Origin of the sequence: Methylobacter sp. (assembly GCF_030680395.1) — a bacterium.
Taxonomy (GTDB): Bacteria; Pseudomonadota; Gammaproteobacteria; order Methylococcales; family Methylomonadaceae; genus Methylobacter_A.
Genome location: NZ_JAUXVR010000010.1, coordinates 14434 through 31060, shown reverse-complemented (window position 1 = coordinate 31060; position 16627 = coordinate 14434). Strand labels below are relative to the sequence as shown.

Genomic DNA, 16627 nt, shown 5'->3' with positions numbered 1-16627 from the left:
GCTGGATTTCCAGTGCGGCTTTTTTTATTGTCGAAAATTCATATATGATGAGCGTATTAAAAACCTGTCATCAAATGAGGTTAGTTTTGAAAGTTAGTCACATCATTAAATTTTTACCGGTTTTATGGCTGGCCGGTTGCGCATTGGCGCCTGCCCCGTCCGCTACCGGTCATTGGGGAATAGAGCCGGTCAGTCTCTATGACTCGGGTTATGACAAAGGCACGGAAATCGTCAGTGTGCAGCAATCCACGTTGCGGGCGGTACTCAGCAACTTCGCAACGGGCGAGGTTGATGTACTGGATGTCAGCCAACCTCAGCACATGCACAGAAAAGAGCGGTTCAATCTTAAACTAAGCAAGGGCGAAGAGCTGACCTCGGTTGCGTTTCATCCTGACTTGGATCTGTTTGCGGCAGTTATCGATGTCGGTAACCGCCCCGGCAGGCTGGAGATTCGTTCGGCAACAACGGGGGCATTGATCGATCGTATCGTGGTTGGCTTTGGGCCTGATGCAGTGGTTTTTTCCGAAGACGGCAACCTTGCCATGATCGCCAATGAAGGGGAGGATTTTTTGTTTGAGCCGTCAAGCAAGCAATTTTTTACCCCGGAAGGCAGTATTTCCATGGTTCGTTTGAGTCAATCCGGGCATATTGTGAGCCACAAAAATCTGGAGCTGGCTAACGCGATCAATTATGAAGGCTTTGTGATCAGCAGGGAAGGCCGGTTTATGGAACGAGAAATCGACTGGAATGGCGACGGCATTATCAGCAAAAGCATGGATTTCGACGGTAACGGCAAGATTGAAAAGAAAAAAATTTACTTGGGATGCTTTGAAGGGCAGGATGTGTTCGGCACGGAAACCAAAGGCGAGCAGAAAATATTGATCCCGATAAAAACCCATTCCCCAGCCTTATTAGAGCCGGAATATATCGCCATTTCGCCGGATGCAAAGAAAGCCTATGTAACCTTGCAGGAAGACGATGCGGTCGCGGTTGTCGATTTAGTCAGTGAACAGGTCATCGGCTATTACGGGTTGGGAGCGAGCCAGCATAAAACCGACGCCCGTTACGACGGCTGGGTGAAATTCGACCAATCGATGACGGGGCTGCGCGAACCCGACGGGATAACCACGGTAGCCAACGGGCGTTATTTCGTGACTGCCGATGAGGGCGATACCGACTCGGATAATGCTCTTCCAGCGGACAACCAGCCGACCAGCGGCGGGCGTTCGGTCAGCGTTTTCGATGCGGCGACAGGTACTTTGCTGGGCGACACCGGCAGCCAGCTCGATGAGGTTGCATTCGCCAATAAAGTCTACCCGGAGCGGCGCAGCGGCAAAAAAGGCTCGGAACCGGAAATGCTGGTTCCCCTGGAACTGGACGGCATACCGTATGTTGCCGTCGGCATGGAAAGAGCCGGTTCGGTTGAGTTGATTTCCCTGGCCGATCCCTTTCATCCTAAAGTGGTTGCTCTGGGCAAGATCGGCGGCGATGAAGACAAATCGCCGGAAGGAATGGCTCATTTTGTCGTGAACGGCGAGCATTATCTGCTTACGGCCAATGAAATGAGCGGAACCGTTGAGTGTTTTAAAATCGTTCGGCAAGGCAGTGAATACCAGTAGCTCTTGTTTATGTAATGTGCTTTTTGAAACAAGCTGGATTAGGAAAGAGTTTTTAACTGAAAAGGCGTTAAAGCAGGCACCGCATAATCCAGAAGTTTGCGGTGCCAAGGTCTCGACTGACTATCTATAACTCCGATATTCTCAATCATGCCCCCTTACTTTTAGTTGGGTACGCAAGTTTTCAAGTTCTTCCATCAAATCCAGCGCCAGCGCGATACCGGCCAGATTTACGCCCAGATCGCGCTGTAATCTTAGCGCAGAGCGTACCCGTACCAGGCTTGCTCCTGAAAAGCGCCATACATGTATTTCATCCCCTTGCGGCTCGATAATGCTTTCTTCGACCAGGCTGATAACCCAGTCTGCATGGACGCCGCAAGCATGGCACAATTGCTCCAGGGTCAGGCTATCGTCTTCAATGACTGTTCCGGTATGCACTGGCAATAAGTCATGTGAACTCATCGGTTTTATACTCCCAGAGATAGGCGCGGGTTAAAATCAAGTTCCTGTTGCATGGTCCGGTAGATCGCTTTGGCGCGTTCGGTGCTTGCAGGCGGCAGGGCGATTTGCAGTACTACAAAAAAATCACCCGGTGTTTTGGCCGGTAAGCCGCGTCCTTTTAAGCGCAGTTTGCTGCCCTGCCGGGAATTGGGCGGTATTTTCAGGTCAATATTTCCTTCCGGCGTGGGTACTTTGATTTTTGCGCCTAACGCGGCTTCCCACGGCGTGACCGGCAGATCCAGATAAATGTCGGTTTCGGAAACCCGGTACAGCGAGTGGGCGTTAAAGGCTATTTCAAGCAGCAGATCACCGGATTTTCCGCCGCCTGAGCCGGGATCGCCCTGACCTGACAGCCGGATGTGTTGTCCGGGTTTTACGCCTTTGGGAATTTTGATATTCAGGCTTCTATGCTTAACCTGTACATGGCCTTGCGCATCCATTTCCGGCGCACTCAGGGAAATATTGCGCGTCGTACCCCGGACGCTGTCTTCCAGATCAACATATATTTTTGCATGGGTATCCTGTCCTCGTGCATGGAATTGGTGCGGTTCGTGACCGGATGGACGAAATCCGGCGCGTCCGAACAATTGCTCAAAGAAATCGCTAAAAGCGCCGGCGTCGCCACCGGCAAAACCGCCGCCTTTGAATTCGAAGCCTTCATCCCAGTTTGGTGGCGGCCTGAAATCTTCACCGGCTTTCCAGTTGGTGCCCAATCTATCGTAAGCGGCTCTTTTTTGCGGGTCCTTAAGCACTTCGTAGGCCTCTCCCAGTTCCTTGAATTTTGCTTCGGCATCCCGTTCCTTGCTGACATCGGGATGGTACTTGCGCGCCAGCTTACGATAGGCGCGCTTAATTTCGTCCTGAGTGGAGTTTCTGGAGAGCCCCATGATCTTGTAGTAATCTTTATATTGCATGTTGAATTGTCTGGCCGCTTGCAATTGAATGGGAAGTGGGGGTAGTGGGTGAATGCACTTTTGCGTTGAATATCACAGTATGTTTTTAATACTACTCTTTGTGACAATTAAAAACTTGAGTTTTAAGTTCAACTTAAGTATATTTTTGAAAAATCAACTGATGTTTTTTAACTAGACAAGGAAAAATCATGGCTTTACCATTTATTTTGTGGGGCGCAGCAGCTCTACTTGCAGGTACAGGGGTTGTAAAAGGTATTGGCGCAAAAAACGATTTTGATGAAGCTAAATCTATTGGCGAATCAGCGCGTAGCCGCTATGAAAACACTGAATCTAGCTTACAAAGTTCCCGTGATAAGACTAATTCGGAGTTTGAAGCACTGGGTAAGGTTAAAGTGTCGATTTTCAAAAATCAAATTAATCACCTCATTACTGTCATCAAAAAATCTAAACAAGCCTCTTCTAAACTAAAGGATTTTGATGTAAGCATCAGCCCTGACGAATTAAAAGAGATGGAACGGCTGGTTTTAACATCGTTAGAAATAGAAAAAGGTCTAGGTACGGGTGCGGTAACAGGTGCGCTTGCAGCATGGGGGGCTTACGGTAGTGTAGGATTGTTAGCCAGCGCGTCAACAGGCACGGCAATCGCTGGGTTAAGTGGTGTAGCCGCGACCAATGCCACACTAGCATGGCTGGGCGGTGGTGCATTAAGCGCGGGTGGTTTCGGTATGGCGGGTGGTGCACTTGCCTTAGGTGGCATTGTTCTCGGTCCCGCGCTTGCGGTTGGCGGTTTTATGTTGGCAAGTAAAGCCGAAGAAGCATTAACCCAAGCGCATAAATACAGAGCAGAAGTAGATATTGCCATTGCTGAAATAGATAAAATGGAAATTGTACTGTTAGCTCTGCAAGCTAATGCAAGAGAAGTGAGTAATGTCTTAAGTCAAATGGCAAAACGCTTTGATGCCATCAAAGTACATGACGATAGTAATAGCCAAGCGTTCAATCAAATGATAATTGTGGCTAAAGGACTTAAAAGCGTATTGGATACCGCTATCATGGAACAAGATGGCGGTGCGTCGAAAAATATAAAAGCCAAAATTTCGGGTTACTTAGAAATTTAACGCAAGGGGCTTCTATGGATATTAAAAAAGTGATTACTAAAATACCTAAATCACCGCTTCCCATATCTAATCCAGCTGTTCTAGCATTTAATAATTTAGTGAACGCATGGAAAGAATGCTCGATTATTTCTGAACAAGAACAAACTAAACGAGAAGATATAAGAGCTTATCGCGATATAAACGTCAAAGCTATCGAAGAAAACTCAGCTATTTTAAAACTTTACCTAGAAAAAACCTTTGCCGAACGAGCTTATACCATTCAAGAAATGTTTGATCGCTTAGACAAAGGCTTAGAATCGGGTAATACCGAAGTGATTGCATTAACTATTGGTGCTATCGTAGATATTACTAAACAATCACCTTTAACAGCAGCCAAAGAATTAATCGCCAATTATCACAATCCCAACGTAACAATGATTGAAATATGAATGAAGTTTTCCCCTGTAATAGCTGTGGCGCGTGTTGTAAATCTATACGCCTATCAACACTGACCGATTGGCTAGATAGAGGGGATGGCGTGTGCAAGTATTTTGATGATACACACAATACTTGCACCATTTATGAAAACCGCCCTGAAGTTTGTAATGTCCGAATAATGTATGACAAACACTATAAAAATAGTTTTGTTTGGTCTGAATTTGTAACAGTCAATCAAAAAGCCTGTGAAGAGCTTTTAAAGAATTGTATTAACAAGGAAACAAAATAATATATTTTGCTACTCTTTTGAATTAGTTAATTGATTGGCTCGATAGGCTCGTATTAAGGCAATAGAGATCAGAAAATCGTACAAGCCGTGAATCACTATGGGAATTAATAAATTCCTGTCGCCGCTATAATCCATCGCCAGGCTTAAATAAATCCCCACTAAAGCTGCCAGCACCGCATAAAGCGGGGTCACGGCATGAGCCAGTCCAAAAATAATATTGCTGCCGATCAGGCCGGCGGTCATTCCCCAGGACGATTCTATCCAGGGCTGGATAACGCCGCGAAACAGCAGCTCTTCGGAAAGCCCTGCAATCGATGCCAGCATCAATAAATCAGCCCAGTGATAACGCTGCAAGCTGGGGCCTAAGGTTTCAAACAGCAGGTTTTTAATCTTGATTACCGATTCTATCCGCATCTGCTCCAGGCTTAACAGCAATAAAAATAAAGGTATAGCCCCTATTACGCCGTAAGCGATGGCGGTTTCTGAAAAATGCAGGTAAGCAAAAGGATTGATGTTGGCGAGCCAGCCTAACGCTATCGCAACCGGAATCAGCGTCGCTTCAAAAGAACAGGCCTTTTTAAAAAAATCGTCGGGGTTGAACGAAGATTTATCCATGGGTTTTATGGGTGCAGTCAGCGCAGTAAGAAAACCACATTCTAATCAAAAATGGTTAAAATAGCCGTTTTGATTCACTACTGCGACTGACCTTATGCTGTGTTTTATTTATAAAAGCCTGAAAAAAGAACATCTTTATCTGTATATCGATAAAAAAGACGATTTTTCAAAGGTACCGGAAGCGCTTTTCAACAGCTTTGGCAAAATGGAATTTGTGATGGATTTGGAATTGACGCCGGAGCGCAAACTGGCCAAAGAAGATGTCGAAAAAGTGATTGACAGCCTGAAGGTGAAAGGTTTTTTTGTGCAGCTGCCGCCGACCAATTTGCCTGCGCCATTGAAAATACAGTAAGTTTATAAAAACTTAAACCACGAAGACACGAAGTTTTTTACCTTGAATTTTCTTCGTGTCTTCGTGGTGAATTATTAAACCTGCTGCTTACGCTTTCGGCAAGGTAACGCCGGTCTGCCCCTGATACTTGCCGCCCCGGTCTTTGTAAGAGGTTTCGCAAATTTCATCGCCGCCGAAAAACAGCATCTGCGCAACGCCTTCATTGGCATAGATTTTTGCGGGCAGCGTTGTGGTATTGGAAAACTCCAGCGTCACATGACCTTCCCATTCGGGCTCTAAAGGCGTTACATTCACAATAATGCCGCATCTTGCATAGGTGGATTTGCCAAGGCAAATCGTCAAGACGTCGCGGGGAATACGGAAGAATTCAACCGTTCTGGCCAAGGCAAATGAGTTAGGCGGAATAATGCAGACATCGGATTTAACATCGACAAAACTGTTCGAATCGAAGTCTTTGGGATCGACGATGGCGGAGTTGATATTGGTGAAAATCTTGAATTCGTCTGAACACCGGACATCATAGCCGTAACTGGATGTACCGTAGGAAATGACCCGGCCGCGTTCCGAATCCCTGACCTGGCCGCTTTCAAACGGCTCGATCATGCCCTGTTGTTCCGCCATGCGGCGTATCCACTTGTCCGACTTAATGCTCATGGAGTATTACTACCTGATTGATTTAAAAAGGCGGATTTTAACACAGAACCGAGTAACTTCTCATCCACAGGCGGAGCAAGAGTTAAGCGCGGAAGTTAAGTAAACATCCAGGTTAAAAGTTTTTTATTCACCACGAACGACTGCATGGATGCAGGAGGTAGAGCAATGCAGGAGCAATTGCCGAGGCACGAAGGACACGAAGAAAAAAATAAAACTTCGTGTCCTTCGTGCCTTCGTGGTGAAAAGCTTTTTATATTACGTATTCTGCACGACGATCTTGGGGAATTTTGTAGTGAAATCCCTAGCCTTTAACGCCAGTCTGGCCGCTGCTTTGCGAGCAATTTGTTTGTAAATTTGCGCAGGCCGCCCGTCGGGGTCGGCAACGACAGTTGGTCTGCCGGAATCTGCAAATTGGCGGATGTTAATATCCAGAGGCAGGGAGCCAAGAAACTCAATCCTGTTGCGCTCAGCCATCGCAAGCCCGCCGCCTGCGCCGAAAATAGCCTCTTCATGGCCGCAGTTGCTGCAAATATGCATGCTCATATTTTCAACCAGGCCCAGTACCGGCACGTTGACTTTCTCGAACATGCCTAAGCCGCGCTGGGCGTCAATCAGCGCAATATCCTGCGGCGTAGTGACGATAATCGCGCCGCTGACCGGAATCTGTTGCGACAGGGTGAGTTGAATATCGCCGGTACCGGGCGGTAAATCGACAACCAGATAATCCAGGTTGTCCCAGTTGGTGTCTTTAAGCAATTGCTGTAAAGCGGTGGTGACCATCGGGCCGCGCCAGATCATGGCTTGACCGGCTTCTACCAGATAGCCGATAGAAATAGTCTGCACGCCGTAAGCGACTTTAGGCATCATGGTTTTATTGTCTTTACTTTCAGGATAACCATAGAGTCCCAACATCGTAGGAATACTGGGTCCGTAAATGTCCGCATCCAGAATGCCCACATTAGCGCCTTCTGCGGCCAGAGCCAGAGCCAGATTGACTGCCGTCGTCGATTTGCCGACACCGCCTTTGCCGGATGCCACGGCGATAATGTTTTTGATGTTGGGCAGCGGTTTTAACGCCTGTTGTACGGCATGGGAAAGGATTTTTACGCTGACTTCAACGCTGATATCGCCGATGCCCGCCAATGTTTTTAAATGCTCTTCAACTGCGGCTTTGAGTTCGGGGATATAGCTCTTGGCAGGATAGCCCAATTCCAGTTTAACGCTGACGTTGTTACCCTCTATAACAATGGCTTTAACCGATTTTGCCGAAACCAGATCGGTTCCATTATTGGGGTCGATAAATGTTTGCAGAAGGTCTTCTACATCAGTTTTTTCGATGCTTGCCATGTCCATGCTCCATAGTTGTCAATAAAATGCGCCTGATCAATAACCAAGCATTTAGCTCAAGATAAAAACATTTTACCGGCTCCCCTGCTATATTGCACTTTTTAGATGGCTGATAATCACAGGTTGCATTTATTTTATGCCATAATACAAGGCTGTTTTTGCCTTCGGATTGTTTGAACTTTTTACACTATGTCAGATAGAAAAATTCTCGTCACCAGCGCGCTACCTTATGCCAACGGCCCCATTCATCTCGGCCATCTGGTTGAATATATTCAAACCGATATTTGGGTGCGTTTCCAGAAACAACGCGGCAACCTCTGCTATTACGTCTGTGCGGACGACACGCACGGTACGCCGATCATGCTCAGGGCGGATCGGGAAGGCATTACCCCGGAACAACTTATCGCGCAGGTCGGCAAGGAACATCTGGCTGACTTTATCGAATTCGGCGTGGCCTTCGATAATTATCACAGCACCCATTCCGAAGAAAATAAAGCGCTGTCATCGCTGGTTTACGAACGCTTGCGCGATGCCGGGCATATCAGCTCACGCAGCATTACCCAGGCTTTTGACCCGGTTAAGAACATGTTCTTGTCCGACCGTTTTATCAAAGGCGAATGCCCCAAATGCGGCGCGGCCGATCAATATGGCGACAGCTGCGAAGCGTGCGGTGCGACTTATGCGCCGACCGAACTGAAAAACGCGGTTTCCGCGATTTCAGGCGCAAAACCTATCGATAAAGATTCCGTACATTATTTTTTCGATCTGGCTAACTTTAGCGACATGTTGCGCGACTGGACCAACGCCGGTCACTTGCAGCCCGAAGTCAGCAACAAATTAGCCGAATGGCTGGATGGCGGCTTGCAGCAATGGGACATAAGTCGCGATGCGCCGTATTTCGGCTTTGAAATCCCTGATGCGCCGGGCAAATACTTCTATGTCTGGCTGGATGCGCCGATCGGCTACATGGCCAGCTTTAAAAACCTGTGCGATAAACAGGGACTCGATTTTAATGAATTCTGGTCAAAAAACAGCGACGCCGAGCTGTACCATTTTATCGGCAAGGACATCATCTATTTCCACGCCTTGTTCTGGCCTGCGATGCTGAGCGGTGCGCATTTCAGGACGCCCAGCGCGATTTTTGCGCACGGCTTTTTAACCGTGAACGGCGAAAAAATGTCCAAATCGCGCGGTACGTTTATCAAAGCAAGAACTTATCTGGATCATTTGAACCCAGAATACCTGCGCTATTATTTTGCCGCCAAACTCAGCGCCGGGGTCGATGATATCGACCTGAATTTTGACGATTTCAGTCAGCGGGTCAATTCCGACCTGGTCGGAAAAGTGGTCAACATCGCCAGCCGTTGCAGCGGATTTATCGCCAAACGCTTTGATAACAAGTTGTCAGAGCAATGTTCGGAACAAGCTTTGTTTCATGAGTTCGTTACCGCCAATGCACAAATTGCCGAACTTTACGAAGCACGCGAATTCGGCAAGGCCATGCGCGAAATCATGGCGCTGGCCGATAAAGCCAATCAATATATCGACGAGCTTAAGCCGTGGCTAATCGCCAAGGAAGAAGGCAAAGACAAGGAACTGCACGAAGTCTGCACCATGGGACTCAACCTGTTCCGGTTGCTGGCCGTTTATTTGAAGCCGGTTCTTCCTGTTTTGGCTGGTAATGCGGAAAGCTTTTTAAACATCGAAGCGCAAGCTTGGCCGGTTGATGCCAAACCTTTGTTAAATCACGCGATCAATGAATTTAAGCCGTTGATGACGCGCGTTGAGGCGGATAAAATCGAGGCGATTGTAGAAGCGTCCAAAGAAAACCTGGAAAAAACCGCCGAGCTTGTGAAAGCTAAAAAATGCGAACCGATTGCCGACACCATCGAATTTGAAGATTTTGCCAAACTGGATTTGCGTATCGCCAGAATCATCAAGGCCGATCATGTCGAAGGCGCGGACAAGTTATTGCAACTGACCGTCGATATCGGCGATGAAACCCGCAATATCTTTGCCGGGATTAAATCCGCCTACAAGCCGGAAGATCTGGAAGGAAAATTGACCTTGGTCATCGCCAATCTTGCACCCCGGAAAATGCGTTTCGGCCTGTCCGAAGGCATGGTGCTGGCCGCAGGTCCCGGCGGCAAGGATATTTGGATTTTGAGCCCGGATGAAGGCGCCGAGCCTGGGATGCGGGTTAAATAACTTACGTTATCATTCCCACGCTCCGGCGTTCATTGTTATACACAAGTATTTTAAAGCACGTCATCCCGGCAGGGATTGCCGGGATCCAGAAGCCATGGATGGCAAACACCGCATTTCGCAGACTGTTTTTTATCCAAATGAAATCTTTTGTATCTATTTTTCACATCCTTGTAATCTGGATTCCGGCAATCCCTGCCGGAATGACAGCGACATGGCTTGCGTAGTGCCCATGCTTGAAACCCCCATCTTAATTGACCAAATCAATGCCTTACTGCCGCAGACCCAATGCGGGCAATGCAGCTTCCAAGGCTGCCGCCCTTACGCCGAGGCCATCGTCTCGGGCGTGGCGGACATCAACCAGTGCCCGCCGGGCGGAGACGAAGGCATACGCGATCTGGCCGATTTATTAGCCGTCCCTCCCAAGCCGCTGAATACCGAATTCGGCCTCCACAAACCCCCAAGCGTCGCGTTGATTATTGAGGAAGACTGTATCGGTTGCGTTAAATGTATCGCAGCCTGTCCGGTCGATGCGATATTGGGCGCTGCAAAATTCATGCACACGGTCATAGCTTCGGAATGTACAGGTTGTGAATTGTGTATAGCGCCTTGCCCGGTCGATTGCATCATCATGCAACCCGCACCGGTCAACAATACCGAAGGGAGTCGGGCGCAAAAATCCGTGCAGGCAAAGCGACGCTACGATGCGCGTTGTTTGCGCAAGGAAATGGAAGAGGCTGAAAAAGCGGAGCGTACGAAAAAGAGAAAACTGGCATTGCTGAAGCTGCAAGCGGCGAAGAAATAGGACGGAGATCGGATTGGCGCGCGCGATCCTCCCGTCACCCCAATTCGATCAAAATGGCGTAGGCCGGAATAAGACCATCCAAGCGCGTAGCGCGAGGTGGCGTTTCCGGTGATCCGGGGGGGAAACGCCAGTTCTCGCTGTCGCTTGAACCAGCTTATTCCGGCCTACAGGACTTTATTCGTTAGGCCGCATTACTTTGGTGTGCGCCAAATTCATATGTGAAACTGACTGCGCTTAAGGGCGGCACTTTCTAAGATTGATGCGATGCACCCAATAGAGCCTGGAAATAGCGAGCTCCGCGAATAGAATCTTTGATGCAATAGGTTGAGTAGCGATGCTACATGACTGAATCAGGCATGTAGCCACATTTTTGTTGCTTCGTTCTGTTGTCATAATTTAGCCAAAAACTCATAAAATTGATAAGGAATCGAAGTATAGGTACCTATAAAGTATAGGGATAATAAACCTAAACGCTAGATGCCGCAAACGCACTCCTTCGCAACCAAAAATTCCCAAATTATTCAACAAATTATGGGTTTCGCTCGCGCTCTACCTATCCTACGATGTATAATACGCGGTTATTTTTCACTGAGTTATAAGGTGTGGTCTATGAAAATTCTTCAGGAAGCGCTGACGTTTGATGACGTTTTATTAGTGCCTGCGCACTCGACTGTGCTGCCACGCGATGTAGAAATGAAAACACAGCTGACGCGGGGCATTATGCTGAATATCCCGCTGGTTGCGGCCGCGATGGATACGGTTACCGAGGCTCGGCTGGCGATTGCGATTGCCCAGGAAGGCGGTATCGGCATTATTCATAAAAATATGACGGCCGAGCAGCAAGCGCGTGAAGTTCGTAGCGTTAAAAAATACGAAAGCGGTGTGATTAAAGATCCGATTACGGTTTCGCCGGATGTGAGCATTCGGGACGTTATCAAACTCACCCGCTCGAAAAATATTTCCGGTGTGCCTGTGGTTGACGGCGATGAGTTGGTCGGTATTGTGACCAGCCGTGATTTACGCTTTGAGACGCGCTTCGATGAGCCGGTTTCAAAAGTTATGACGCCTAAAGAGCGTTTGATTACGGTCAGCGAGAATGCCGATCGTAAAGAAGCGATTGCGCTGCTGCATGAACATCGCATCGAAAAAGTGCTGGTGGTCAATGATGCTTTTCATTTGCGCGGCATGATTACGGTAAAAGATATACAAAAAGCTAAGGATTATCCGTTGGCTTGTAAAGACGAACACGAGCAGTTGCGGGTCGGTGCGGCAATCGGTACCGGACAGGGCACTGAAGAGCGGGTTGCCGCGCTGGTTGAAGCCGGCGTGGATGTGATTATCGTCGATACAGCGCACGGTCATTCTCAAGGTGTATTGGACCGGGTGCGCTGGGTAAAACAGAACTATCCTCAGGTGCAGGTTATCGGCGGTAATATTGCCACCGCAGCGGCGGCTTTGGCCTTGGTTGAGGCAGGTGCCGATGGCGTTAAGGTCGGCATCGGCCCCGGTTCCATCTGCACGACCCGTATTGTTGCCGGTGTCGGTGTGCCGCAAATTACCGCAGTCAGCAATGTCGCCGATGCGTTAAAAGGAACCGGCGTGCCGTTGATTGCCGATGGCGGTATCCGCTATTCCGGCGATGTCGCCAAAGCGCTGGCTGCCGGTGCCTATGCGGTGATGTTGGGCGGCATGTTTGCCGGTACTGAAGAAGCGCCGGGAGAGGTTGAGCTGTTTCAAGGGCGGTCTTATAAATCTTATCGCGGCATGGGTTCGCTGGGCGCGATGGCGCAGCAGCAAGGTTCCAGTGACCGCTATTTTCAGGAAGAAACCGAATTGGTCGAAAAACTGGTGCCGGAAGGTATTGAAGGCCGTGTGCCTTATAAAGGCAGTCTGCTGGCCGTTATTCATCAGTTGCTGGGCGGAATTCGCGCCAGCATGGGCTATACAGGCAGCCAAACCATTGCAATCATGCATGAAAAAGCGCAGTTTGTACGGGTGACCAGTGCCGGTATGCGGGAAAGCCATGTGCATGATGTGACCATTACTAAAGAAGCGCCTAATTACCGGATGGAGTGAGTTTAGGCGAAAGACGAAAGGCGAAGGGCTAAAGGTTGACCTAATTTTGAAGCTCGGTTTTTTTCGCCTTTCGTCCTTTGCCTTTCGCCCTTGACCTTTCGCCTGATCTAAAAGAGTTCTATCGTGAATCAACAATCCCCAAACATCCACACTCATAAAATCCTAATCCTGGATTTCGGCTCGCAATACACTCAATTAATCGCACGACGCATTCGTGAAATCGGCGTTTATTGCGAAATTTATTCCTGCGAATGTAGTGCTGAACAAATCGAAAAATTTGCGCCCAACGGCATTATTTTATCCGGTGGCCCGGAAACGGTAACCAGCGGCGATACGCCAAGAGCGCCGCAAATCGTTTTCGAGTTGGGCGTTCCGGTGCTGGGTATTTGCTACGGTCTGCAAACCATGACCGAGCAACTGGGCGGCAAGGTTGAAAGCTCCGATCACAGGGAGTTCGGTTATGCGCAAATCAGGGCGCGCGGCCATTCGAAATTATTGGCCGATATCGAGGATCATTTATCGCCGGAAGGTTTCGGCCTGTTGGATGTTTGGATGAGCCATGGCGACCGCGTGGTCGATTTGCCGAGCGGTTTTAGTCTGATTGCCAGCTCGGACGGTGCGCCGATTGCCGGTATCGCCAATGAAGACAAGGGCTTTTACGGCTTGCAGTTTCATCCCGAAGTAACCCATACCAAACAAGGCGGGCGGATATTGTCGCGGTTTGTGCTGGAAATTTGCGGCTGCGAAGCATTGTGGACATCCAGCAATATTATAGAAGACAGCATCGAAGTCGTTCGTAAAACGGTCGGTACCGATCATGTGGTTTTGGGTTTGTCCGGCGGCGTTGATTCATCGGTCGTTGCGGCGCTACTGCACAAAGCTATTGAAGACCAGTTGACCTGCGTTTTTGTCGATACCGGTTTGCTGCGCCTGCACGAAGGCGACCAAGTGATGGCGACTTTCGCCGAGCACATGGGCGTTAAAGTTATCCGGGTGGACGCCGAGAAGCGCTATCTGGATGCCTTGAGCGGCATCACCGACCCGGAACAAAAACGCAAAATCATCGGCGGCTTGTTTATTGATATTTTTGACGAGGAAGCCGCGAAAATCACCGATGCAAAATGGTTGGCGCAAGGTACGATTTATCCGGATGTGATCGAGTCGGCCGGTTCCAAAAGCGGCAAAGCGCATTTGATCAAGTCGCATCACAATGTCGGCGGTTTACCGGAAAATATGCTTTTAAAGTTGGTTGAACCGTTACGTGAGCTGTTCAAGGACGAAGTTAGAAAGCTGGGCGTCGAGTTGGGTTTGCCTGCTGATATGGTTTACCGCCATCCGTTTCCAGGTCCCGGTTTGGGCGTCAGAATTTTGGGTGAAGTGAAAAAAGAATTCGCCGATTTACTGCGTCAGGCCGATGCTATTTTTATTGAAGAACTGTATCGCCATGATCTTTATGACAAGGTCAGTCAGGCATTTGCGGTATTTTTGCCGGTCAAGTCGGTCGGCGTGATGGGCGACGGTCGACGTTATGATTATGTGATCGCTATCCGCGCGGTCGAAACTATCGATTTTATGACCGCTCGCTGGGCGCATCTGCCTTATGAGTTTTTGGATTTGATTTCCCGGCGCATTATCAATGAAGTTCCGGGTATTTCCCGTGTAGCTTACGATATCAGTGGCAAGCCTCCCGCAACTATCGAATGGGAATAAGCAGTACAACGGATGAAGCATGGATGCGTCATGCCATCAGGCTGGCGCAAAGAGCCGAGCAGCAGGGTGAAGTCCCGGTTGGCGCTATCGTGGTCAGGGATAATCGATGTATCGCGGAAGGTTGGAATATTCCGATAACCAGCCATGACCCGACAGCCCATGCCGAAGTGGTTGCAATGCGTGGCGCTGGCGTGGTCATGGAAAATTATCGGCTGAATGATGCGACCTTGTACGTGACTTTGGAGCCTTGCGTGATGTGCATAGGCGCTATGAGCCATGCACGAATTAAGCGGCTGGTGTTCGGCGCGTACGATCTCAAACGGGGCGCGGTGTGCAATGCATTGAGCCTGACCGATGCGAGTTTTTTAAATCACCGGATCAGCTGGGACGGCGGCGTGCTGGAAACGGAATGCTCGGAAATGTTGAGGGATTTTTTTAAAGCCAGACGGTGAAAGCGTTTTAAAGCGCCAATAGATCAACAGTTACCGCTTCATGCTCAGTATCTTCGCTATCTGCTTTCATGGCATTTTTCTTTATCTGGTTTTCCTCGGTCAACCAGACCAGCAAATCGTAATAGCTGCGGATATTTTCTACAAATTCAACCGGTTCCTGGCCTCGGGCGTAGCCGTGTTTGGTTTGTTGATGCCACTTTTGCTGGGTGAGCAATGGCAGCCTCTGCTTGACATCCATCCATTTATCGGGATTGCCGCCTTGCTTCTTTGTTAACGCTCTGGCGTCATCAAGATGACCCAGGCCGACATTGTATGAGGCTAATGCAAACCAGGTGCGATCCGGTTCCGGAATTTGCGCGGAGATAGTCTGGATTCTTTGTTGAAAATATCGCGCACCGCCGGCGATGCTTTGTGCCGGATCGGCACGATTTTTGATGCCGAGTTCGGCGGCCGTGTCGTTGGTTAACATCATAATGCCTTCGACACCGGTCGGGGAAACCGCTTTATCCAGCCAGTGGGATTCCTGATAGCCGATTGCGGCCAGTAAGCGCCAGTCTATATTGTATTGCGTTGCCGCTGCGTTAAAATATTTCTGATACAGGGGAAGTCTGCTTTTTTGTTGCTGACGGAATTTGCAGTTGCCGATATAGCTCAAACTACTGGTATGTCCGTAATGTTTTTCAATGAGTTGATCGAGCGTCTTATCCTTTTTTATGCGCTCGAAAAAATGCACCACTTCATTGTATAAGCTGTTGTCGTCCGATGGGCTTAACGCCCAGGCCAGTTGACGGGGTTCGGAAATGTCGAAGGCAATGTTAAGTTTGGGATAAAAGCGGCGGATTAAAGCGGTCTGGTTCGAGTCGGCTACGGTGTAATCGATAAGTCCTTCGTTAACCAGATACAGCAAGCCATCGGTATCCAACTCATCGTTGACATTCCAGGTCAGGTCAGGCGTATCCTTCTGTAGATAGATCAGGCTGTCGATGTGGCTGGTGCTTTTGGCGACCTCGATAATGCCGTGGGTCAGACTGCTGATATTATTGGGGCGGCGAGTACTCGACCGGTAAATGAGCTGTTCGGTTATTTCATGATAGGCAGGGGCAAAGCGCATTTTTTTGTTACGCTGTTCGGTGACGGTCAAGCCTGCGGCGGCAATGTCGGCCTTGTCTTTGGAAATGCGATTTAGAATGTCATCAAAGGTACTGGGGGTTTCAAACTTTACTTTGACGCCTAACTGGTTGGCGAAAAGTATAACCAGATCATACTCCAGTCCGGTAAAGCCTTCCGGGCTTTCGTAATAGGTTGTTGGGTCGTTTCTGGTTAATACGTGCAAGATTCCTGCCCGTTTAACCTGCTCCAGCTTATTAAACGACAGGAATCCGCTATCGCAAGTCGTCAGCGTAATGGTGAAAATAAAGCCAATAATCAGTCTGGGCAGGCGGATCAAGATTGCCGATCGCATCAGTTTTCTCGGCAACTGCTCCTGCGTTGCTCTCGATTGCTGTTCCAGACGCGATTCTACCGCCCTCATCCTTGTGGTCGTACCTCCTGCATTC

At 48.8% G+C, this 16627-nt stretch carries 16 protein-coding genes; 10 read left to right on the top strand and 6 right to left on the bottom strand.

Annotated features, from left to right (window positions below; translation table 11 throughout):
- Nucleotides 1–86: 86 nt before the first annotated feature.
- Nucleotides 87–1619, top strand: a complete 1533-nt coding sequence (locus Q8L79_RS06195; RefSeq protein WP_305269066.1) for a hypothetical protein — start codon at nt 87–89, stop codon at nt 1617–1619.
- Nucleotides 1620–1760: 141 nt separating this feature from the next.
- Here the strand turns inward: Q8L79_RS06195 and Q8L79_RS06190 are convergent, their stop codons facing one another.
- Nucleotides 1761–2078 (bottom strand): chaperone modulator CbpM, encoded by a 318-nt coding sequence (locus tag Q8L79_RS06190; protein ID WP_305269063.1) that lies wholly within the window; start codon nt 2076–2078, stop codon nt 1761–1763.
- A 5-nt stretch (nt 2079–2083) separates the two neighbouring features.
- Complete coding sequence (locus Q8L79_RS06185; RefSeq protein ID WP_305269061.1) at nt 2084–3031, bottom strand: DnaJ C-terminal domain-containing protein; 948 nt, start codon at nt 3029–3031, stop codon at nt 2084–2086.
- A 188-nt stretch (nt 3032–3219) separates the two neighbouring features.
- On the opposite strand from Q8L79_RS06185, the gene Q8L79_RS06180 reads away from it, so the two are divergent.
- Genes Q8L79_RS06180 through Q8L79_RS06170 form a run of 3 tightly spaced genes read left to right on the top strand, consistent with a single transcriptional unit; the run spans nt 3220 to nt 4855 of the window.
- Nucleotides 3220–4149 (top strand): hypothetical protein, encoded by a 930-nt coding sequence (locus tag Q8L79_RS06180; RefSeq protein ID WP_305269059.1) that lies wholly within the window; start codon nt 3220–3222, stop codon nt 4147–4149.
- Between the two features lie 14 nt (nt 4150–4163).
- On the top strand, nt 4164–4577 hold the full coding sequence (locus Q8L79_RS06175) for a hypothetical protein (protein WP_305269056.1): 414 nt from the start codon (nt 4164–4166) through the stop codon (nt 4575–4577).
- On the top strand, nt 4574–4855 hold the full coding sequence (locus tag Q8L79_RS06170) for a YkgJ family cysteine cluster protein (RefSeq protein WP_305269054.1): 282 nt from the start codon (nt 4574–4576) through the stop codon (nt 4853–4855). The genes Q8L79_RS06175 and Q8L79_RS06170 overlap by 4 nt, the downstream gene beginning before the upstream one ends.
- A gap of 9 nt (nt 4856–4864) precedes the next feature.
- On the opposite strand, the gene Q8L79_RS06165 is transcribed toward Q8L79_RS06170, so the two are convergent.
- The gene (locus Q8L79_RS06165; RefSeq protein WP_305269051.1) at nt 4865–5470 is read right to left on the bottom strand and encodes a CPBP family intramembrane glutamic endopeptidase; all 606 of its coding nucleotides are present in this window, start codon (nt 5468–5470) and stop codon (nt 4865–4867) included.
- 94 nt (nt 5471–5564) lie between these two features.
- On the opposite strand from Q8L79_RS06165, the gene Q8L79_RS06160 reads away from it, so the two are divergent.
- Nucleotides 5565–5822, top strand: coding sequence for a YcgL domain-containing protein (locus Q8L79_RS06160; RefSeq protein WP_305269048.1), 258 nt, complete (start codon nt 5565–5567; stop codon nt 5820–5822).
- Between the two features lie 87 nt (nt 5823–5909).
- Here the strand turns inward: Q8L79_RS06160 and dcd are convergent, their stop codons facing one another.
- Both dcd and apbC read right to left on the bottom strand, forming a co-directional pair.
- Complete coding sequence (gene dcd / locus Q8L79_RS06155; RefSeq protein WP_305269047.1) at nt 5910–6476, bottom strand: dCTP deaminase; 567 nt, start codon at nt 6474–6476, stop codon at nt 5910–5912.
- A gap of 255 nt (nt 6477–6731) precedes the next feature.
- Nucleotides 6732–7823, bottom strand: a complete 1092-nt coding sequence (apbC, locus tag Q8L79_RS06150) for an iron-sulfur cluster carrier protein ApbC (RefSeq protein WP_305269045.1) — start codon at nt 7821–7823, stop codon at nt 6732–6734.
- 189 nt (nt 7824–8012) lie between these two features.
- Between apbC and metG the strand changes: the two genes are divergently transcribed.
- From metG to tadA, 5 genes are all read left to right on the top strand, one after another.
- Nucleotides 8013–10031 (top strand): methionine--tRNA ligase, encoded by a 2019-nt coding sequence (gene metG, locus Q8L79_RS06145; RefSeq protein WP_305269041.1) that lies wholly within the window; start codon nt 8013–8015, stop codon nt 10029–10031.
- Nucleotides 10032–10125: 94 nt separating this feature from the next.
- Nucleotides 10126–10833, top strand: coding sequence for an RnfABCDGE type electron transport complex subunit B (locus tag Q8L79_RS06140; protein ID WP_370869885.1), 708 nt, complete (start codon nt 10126–10128; stop codon nt 10831–10833).
- A gap of 609 nt (nt 10834–11442) precedes the next feature.
- Nucleotides 11443–12909 (top strand): IMP dehydrogenase, encoded by a 1467-nt coding sequence (gene guaB, locus Q8L79_RS06135; protein WP_305269038.1) that lies wholly within the window; start codon nt 11443–11445, stop codon nt 12907–12909.
- A gap of 123 nt (nt 12910–13032) precedes the next feature.
- Nucleotides 13033–14619, top strand: a complete 1587-nt coding sequence (gene guaA, locus Q8L79_RS06130) for a glutamine-hydrolyzing GMP synthase (protein ID WP_305269036.1) — start codon at nt 13033–13035, stop codon at nt 14617–14619.
- A complete protein-coding gene (gene tadA, locus Q8L79_RS06125; protein ID WP_305269033.1) occupies nt 14610–15071 on the top strand; it encodes a tRNA adenosine(34) deaminase TadA in 462 nt (153 codons plus the stop codon). The genes guaA and tadA overlap by 10 nt, the downstream gene beginning before the upstream one ends.
- Nucleotides 15072–15078: 7 nt before the next feature.
- Here the strand turns inward: tadA and mltF are convergent, their stop codons facing one another.
- Nucleotides 15079–16602, bottom strand: coding sequence for a membrane-bound lytic murein transglycosylase MltF (gene mltF, locus Q8L79_RS06120; protein ID WP_305269031.1), 1524 nt, complete (start codon nt 16600–16602; stop codon nt 15079–15081).
- Nucleotides 16603–16627 lie beyond the last annotated feature (25 nt).

Excerpts from the sequence above, each read along its gene's own strand:
- Q8L79_RS06190 (WP_305269063.1), bottom strand. The coding sequence starts at position 2,078 with ATGAGTTCACATGACTTATTGCCAGTGCATACCGGAACAGTCATTGAA.
- Q8L79_RS06185 (WP_305269061.1), bottom strand. The coding sequence starts at position 3,031 with ATGCAATATAAAGATTACTACAAGATCATGGGGCTCTCCAGAAACTCC.
- Q8L79_RS06180 (WP_305269059.1), top strand. The coding sequence starts at position 3,220 with ATGGCTTTACCATTTATTTTGTGGGGCGCAGCAGCTCTACTTGCAGGT.
- Q8L79_RS06175 (WP_305269056.1), top strand. The coding sequence starts at position 4,164 with ATGGATATTAAAAAAGTGATTACTAAAATACCTAAATCACCGCTTCCC.
- Q8L79_RS06170 (WP_305269054.1), top strand. The coding sequence starts at position 4,574 with ATGAATGAAGTTTTCCCCTGTAATAGCTGTGGCGCGTGTTGTAAATCT.
- Q8L79_RS06165 (WP_305269051.1), bottom strand. The coding sequence starts at position 5,470 with ATGGATAAATCTTCGTTCAACCCCGACGATTTTTTTAAAAAGGCCTGT.
- Q8L79_RS06160 (WP_305269048.1), top strand. The coding sequence starts at position 5,565 with ATGCTGTGTTTTATTTATAAAAGCCTGAAAAAAGAACATCTTTATCTG.
- dcd (WP_305269047.1), bottom strand. The coding sequence starts at position 6,476 with ATGAGCATTAAGTCGGACAAGTGGATACGCCGCATGGCGGAACAACAG.
- apbC (WP_305269045.1), bottom strand. The coding sequence starts at position 7,823 with ATGGCAAGCATCGAAAAAACTGATGTAGAAGACCTTCTGCAAACATTT.
- metG (WP_305269041.1), top strand. The coding sequence starts at position 8,013 with ATGTCAGATAGAAAAATTCTCGTCACCAGCGCGCTACCTTATGCCAAC.
- Q8L79_RS06140 (WP_370869885.1), top strand. The coding sequence starts at position 10,126 with ATGGATGGCAAACACCGCATTTCGCAGACTGTTTTTTATCCAAATGAA.
- guaB (WP_305269038.1), top strand. The coding sequence starts at position 11,443 with ATGAAAATTCTTCAGGAAGCGCTGACGTTTGATGACGTTTTATTAGTG.
- tadA (WP_305269033.1), top strand. The coding sequence starts at position 14,610 with ATGGGAATAAGCAGTACAACGGATGAAGCATGGATGCGTCATGCCATC.
- mltF (WP_305269031.1), bottom strand. The coding sequence starts at position 16,602 with ATGAGGGCGGTAGAATCGCGTCTGGAACAGCAATCGAGAGCAACGCAG.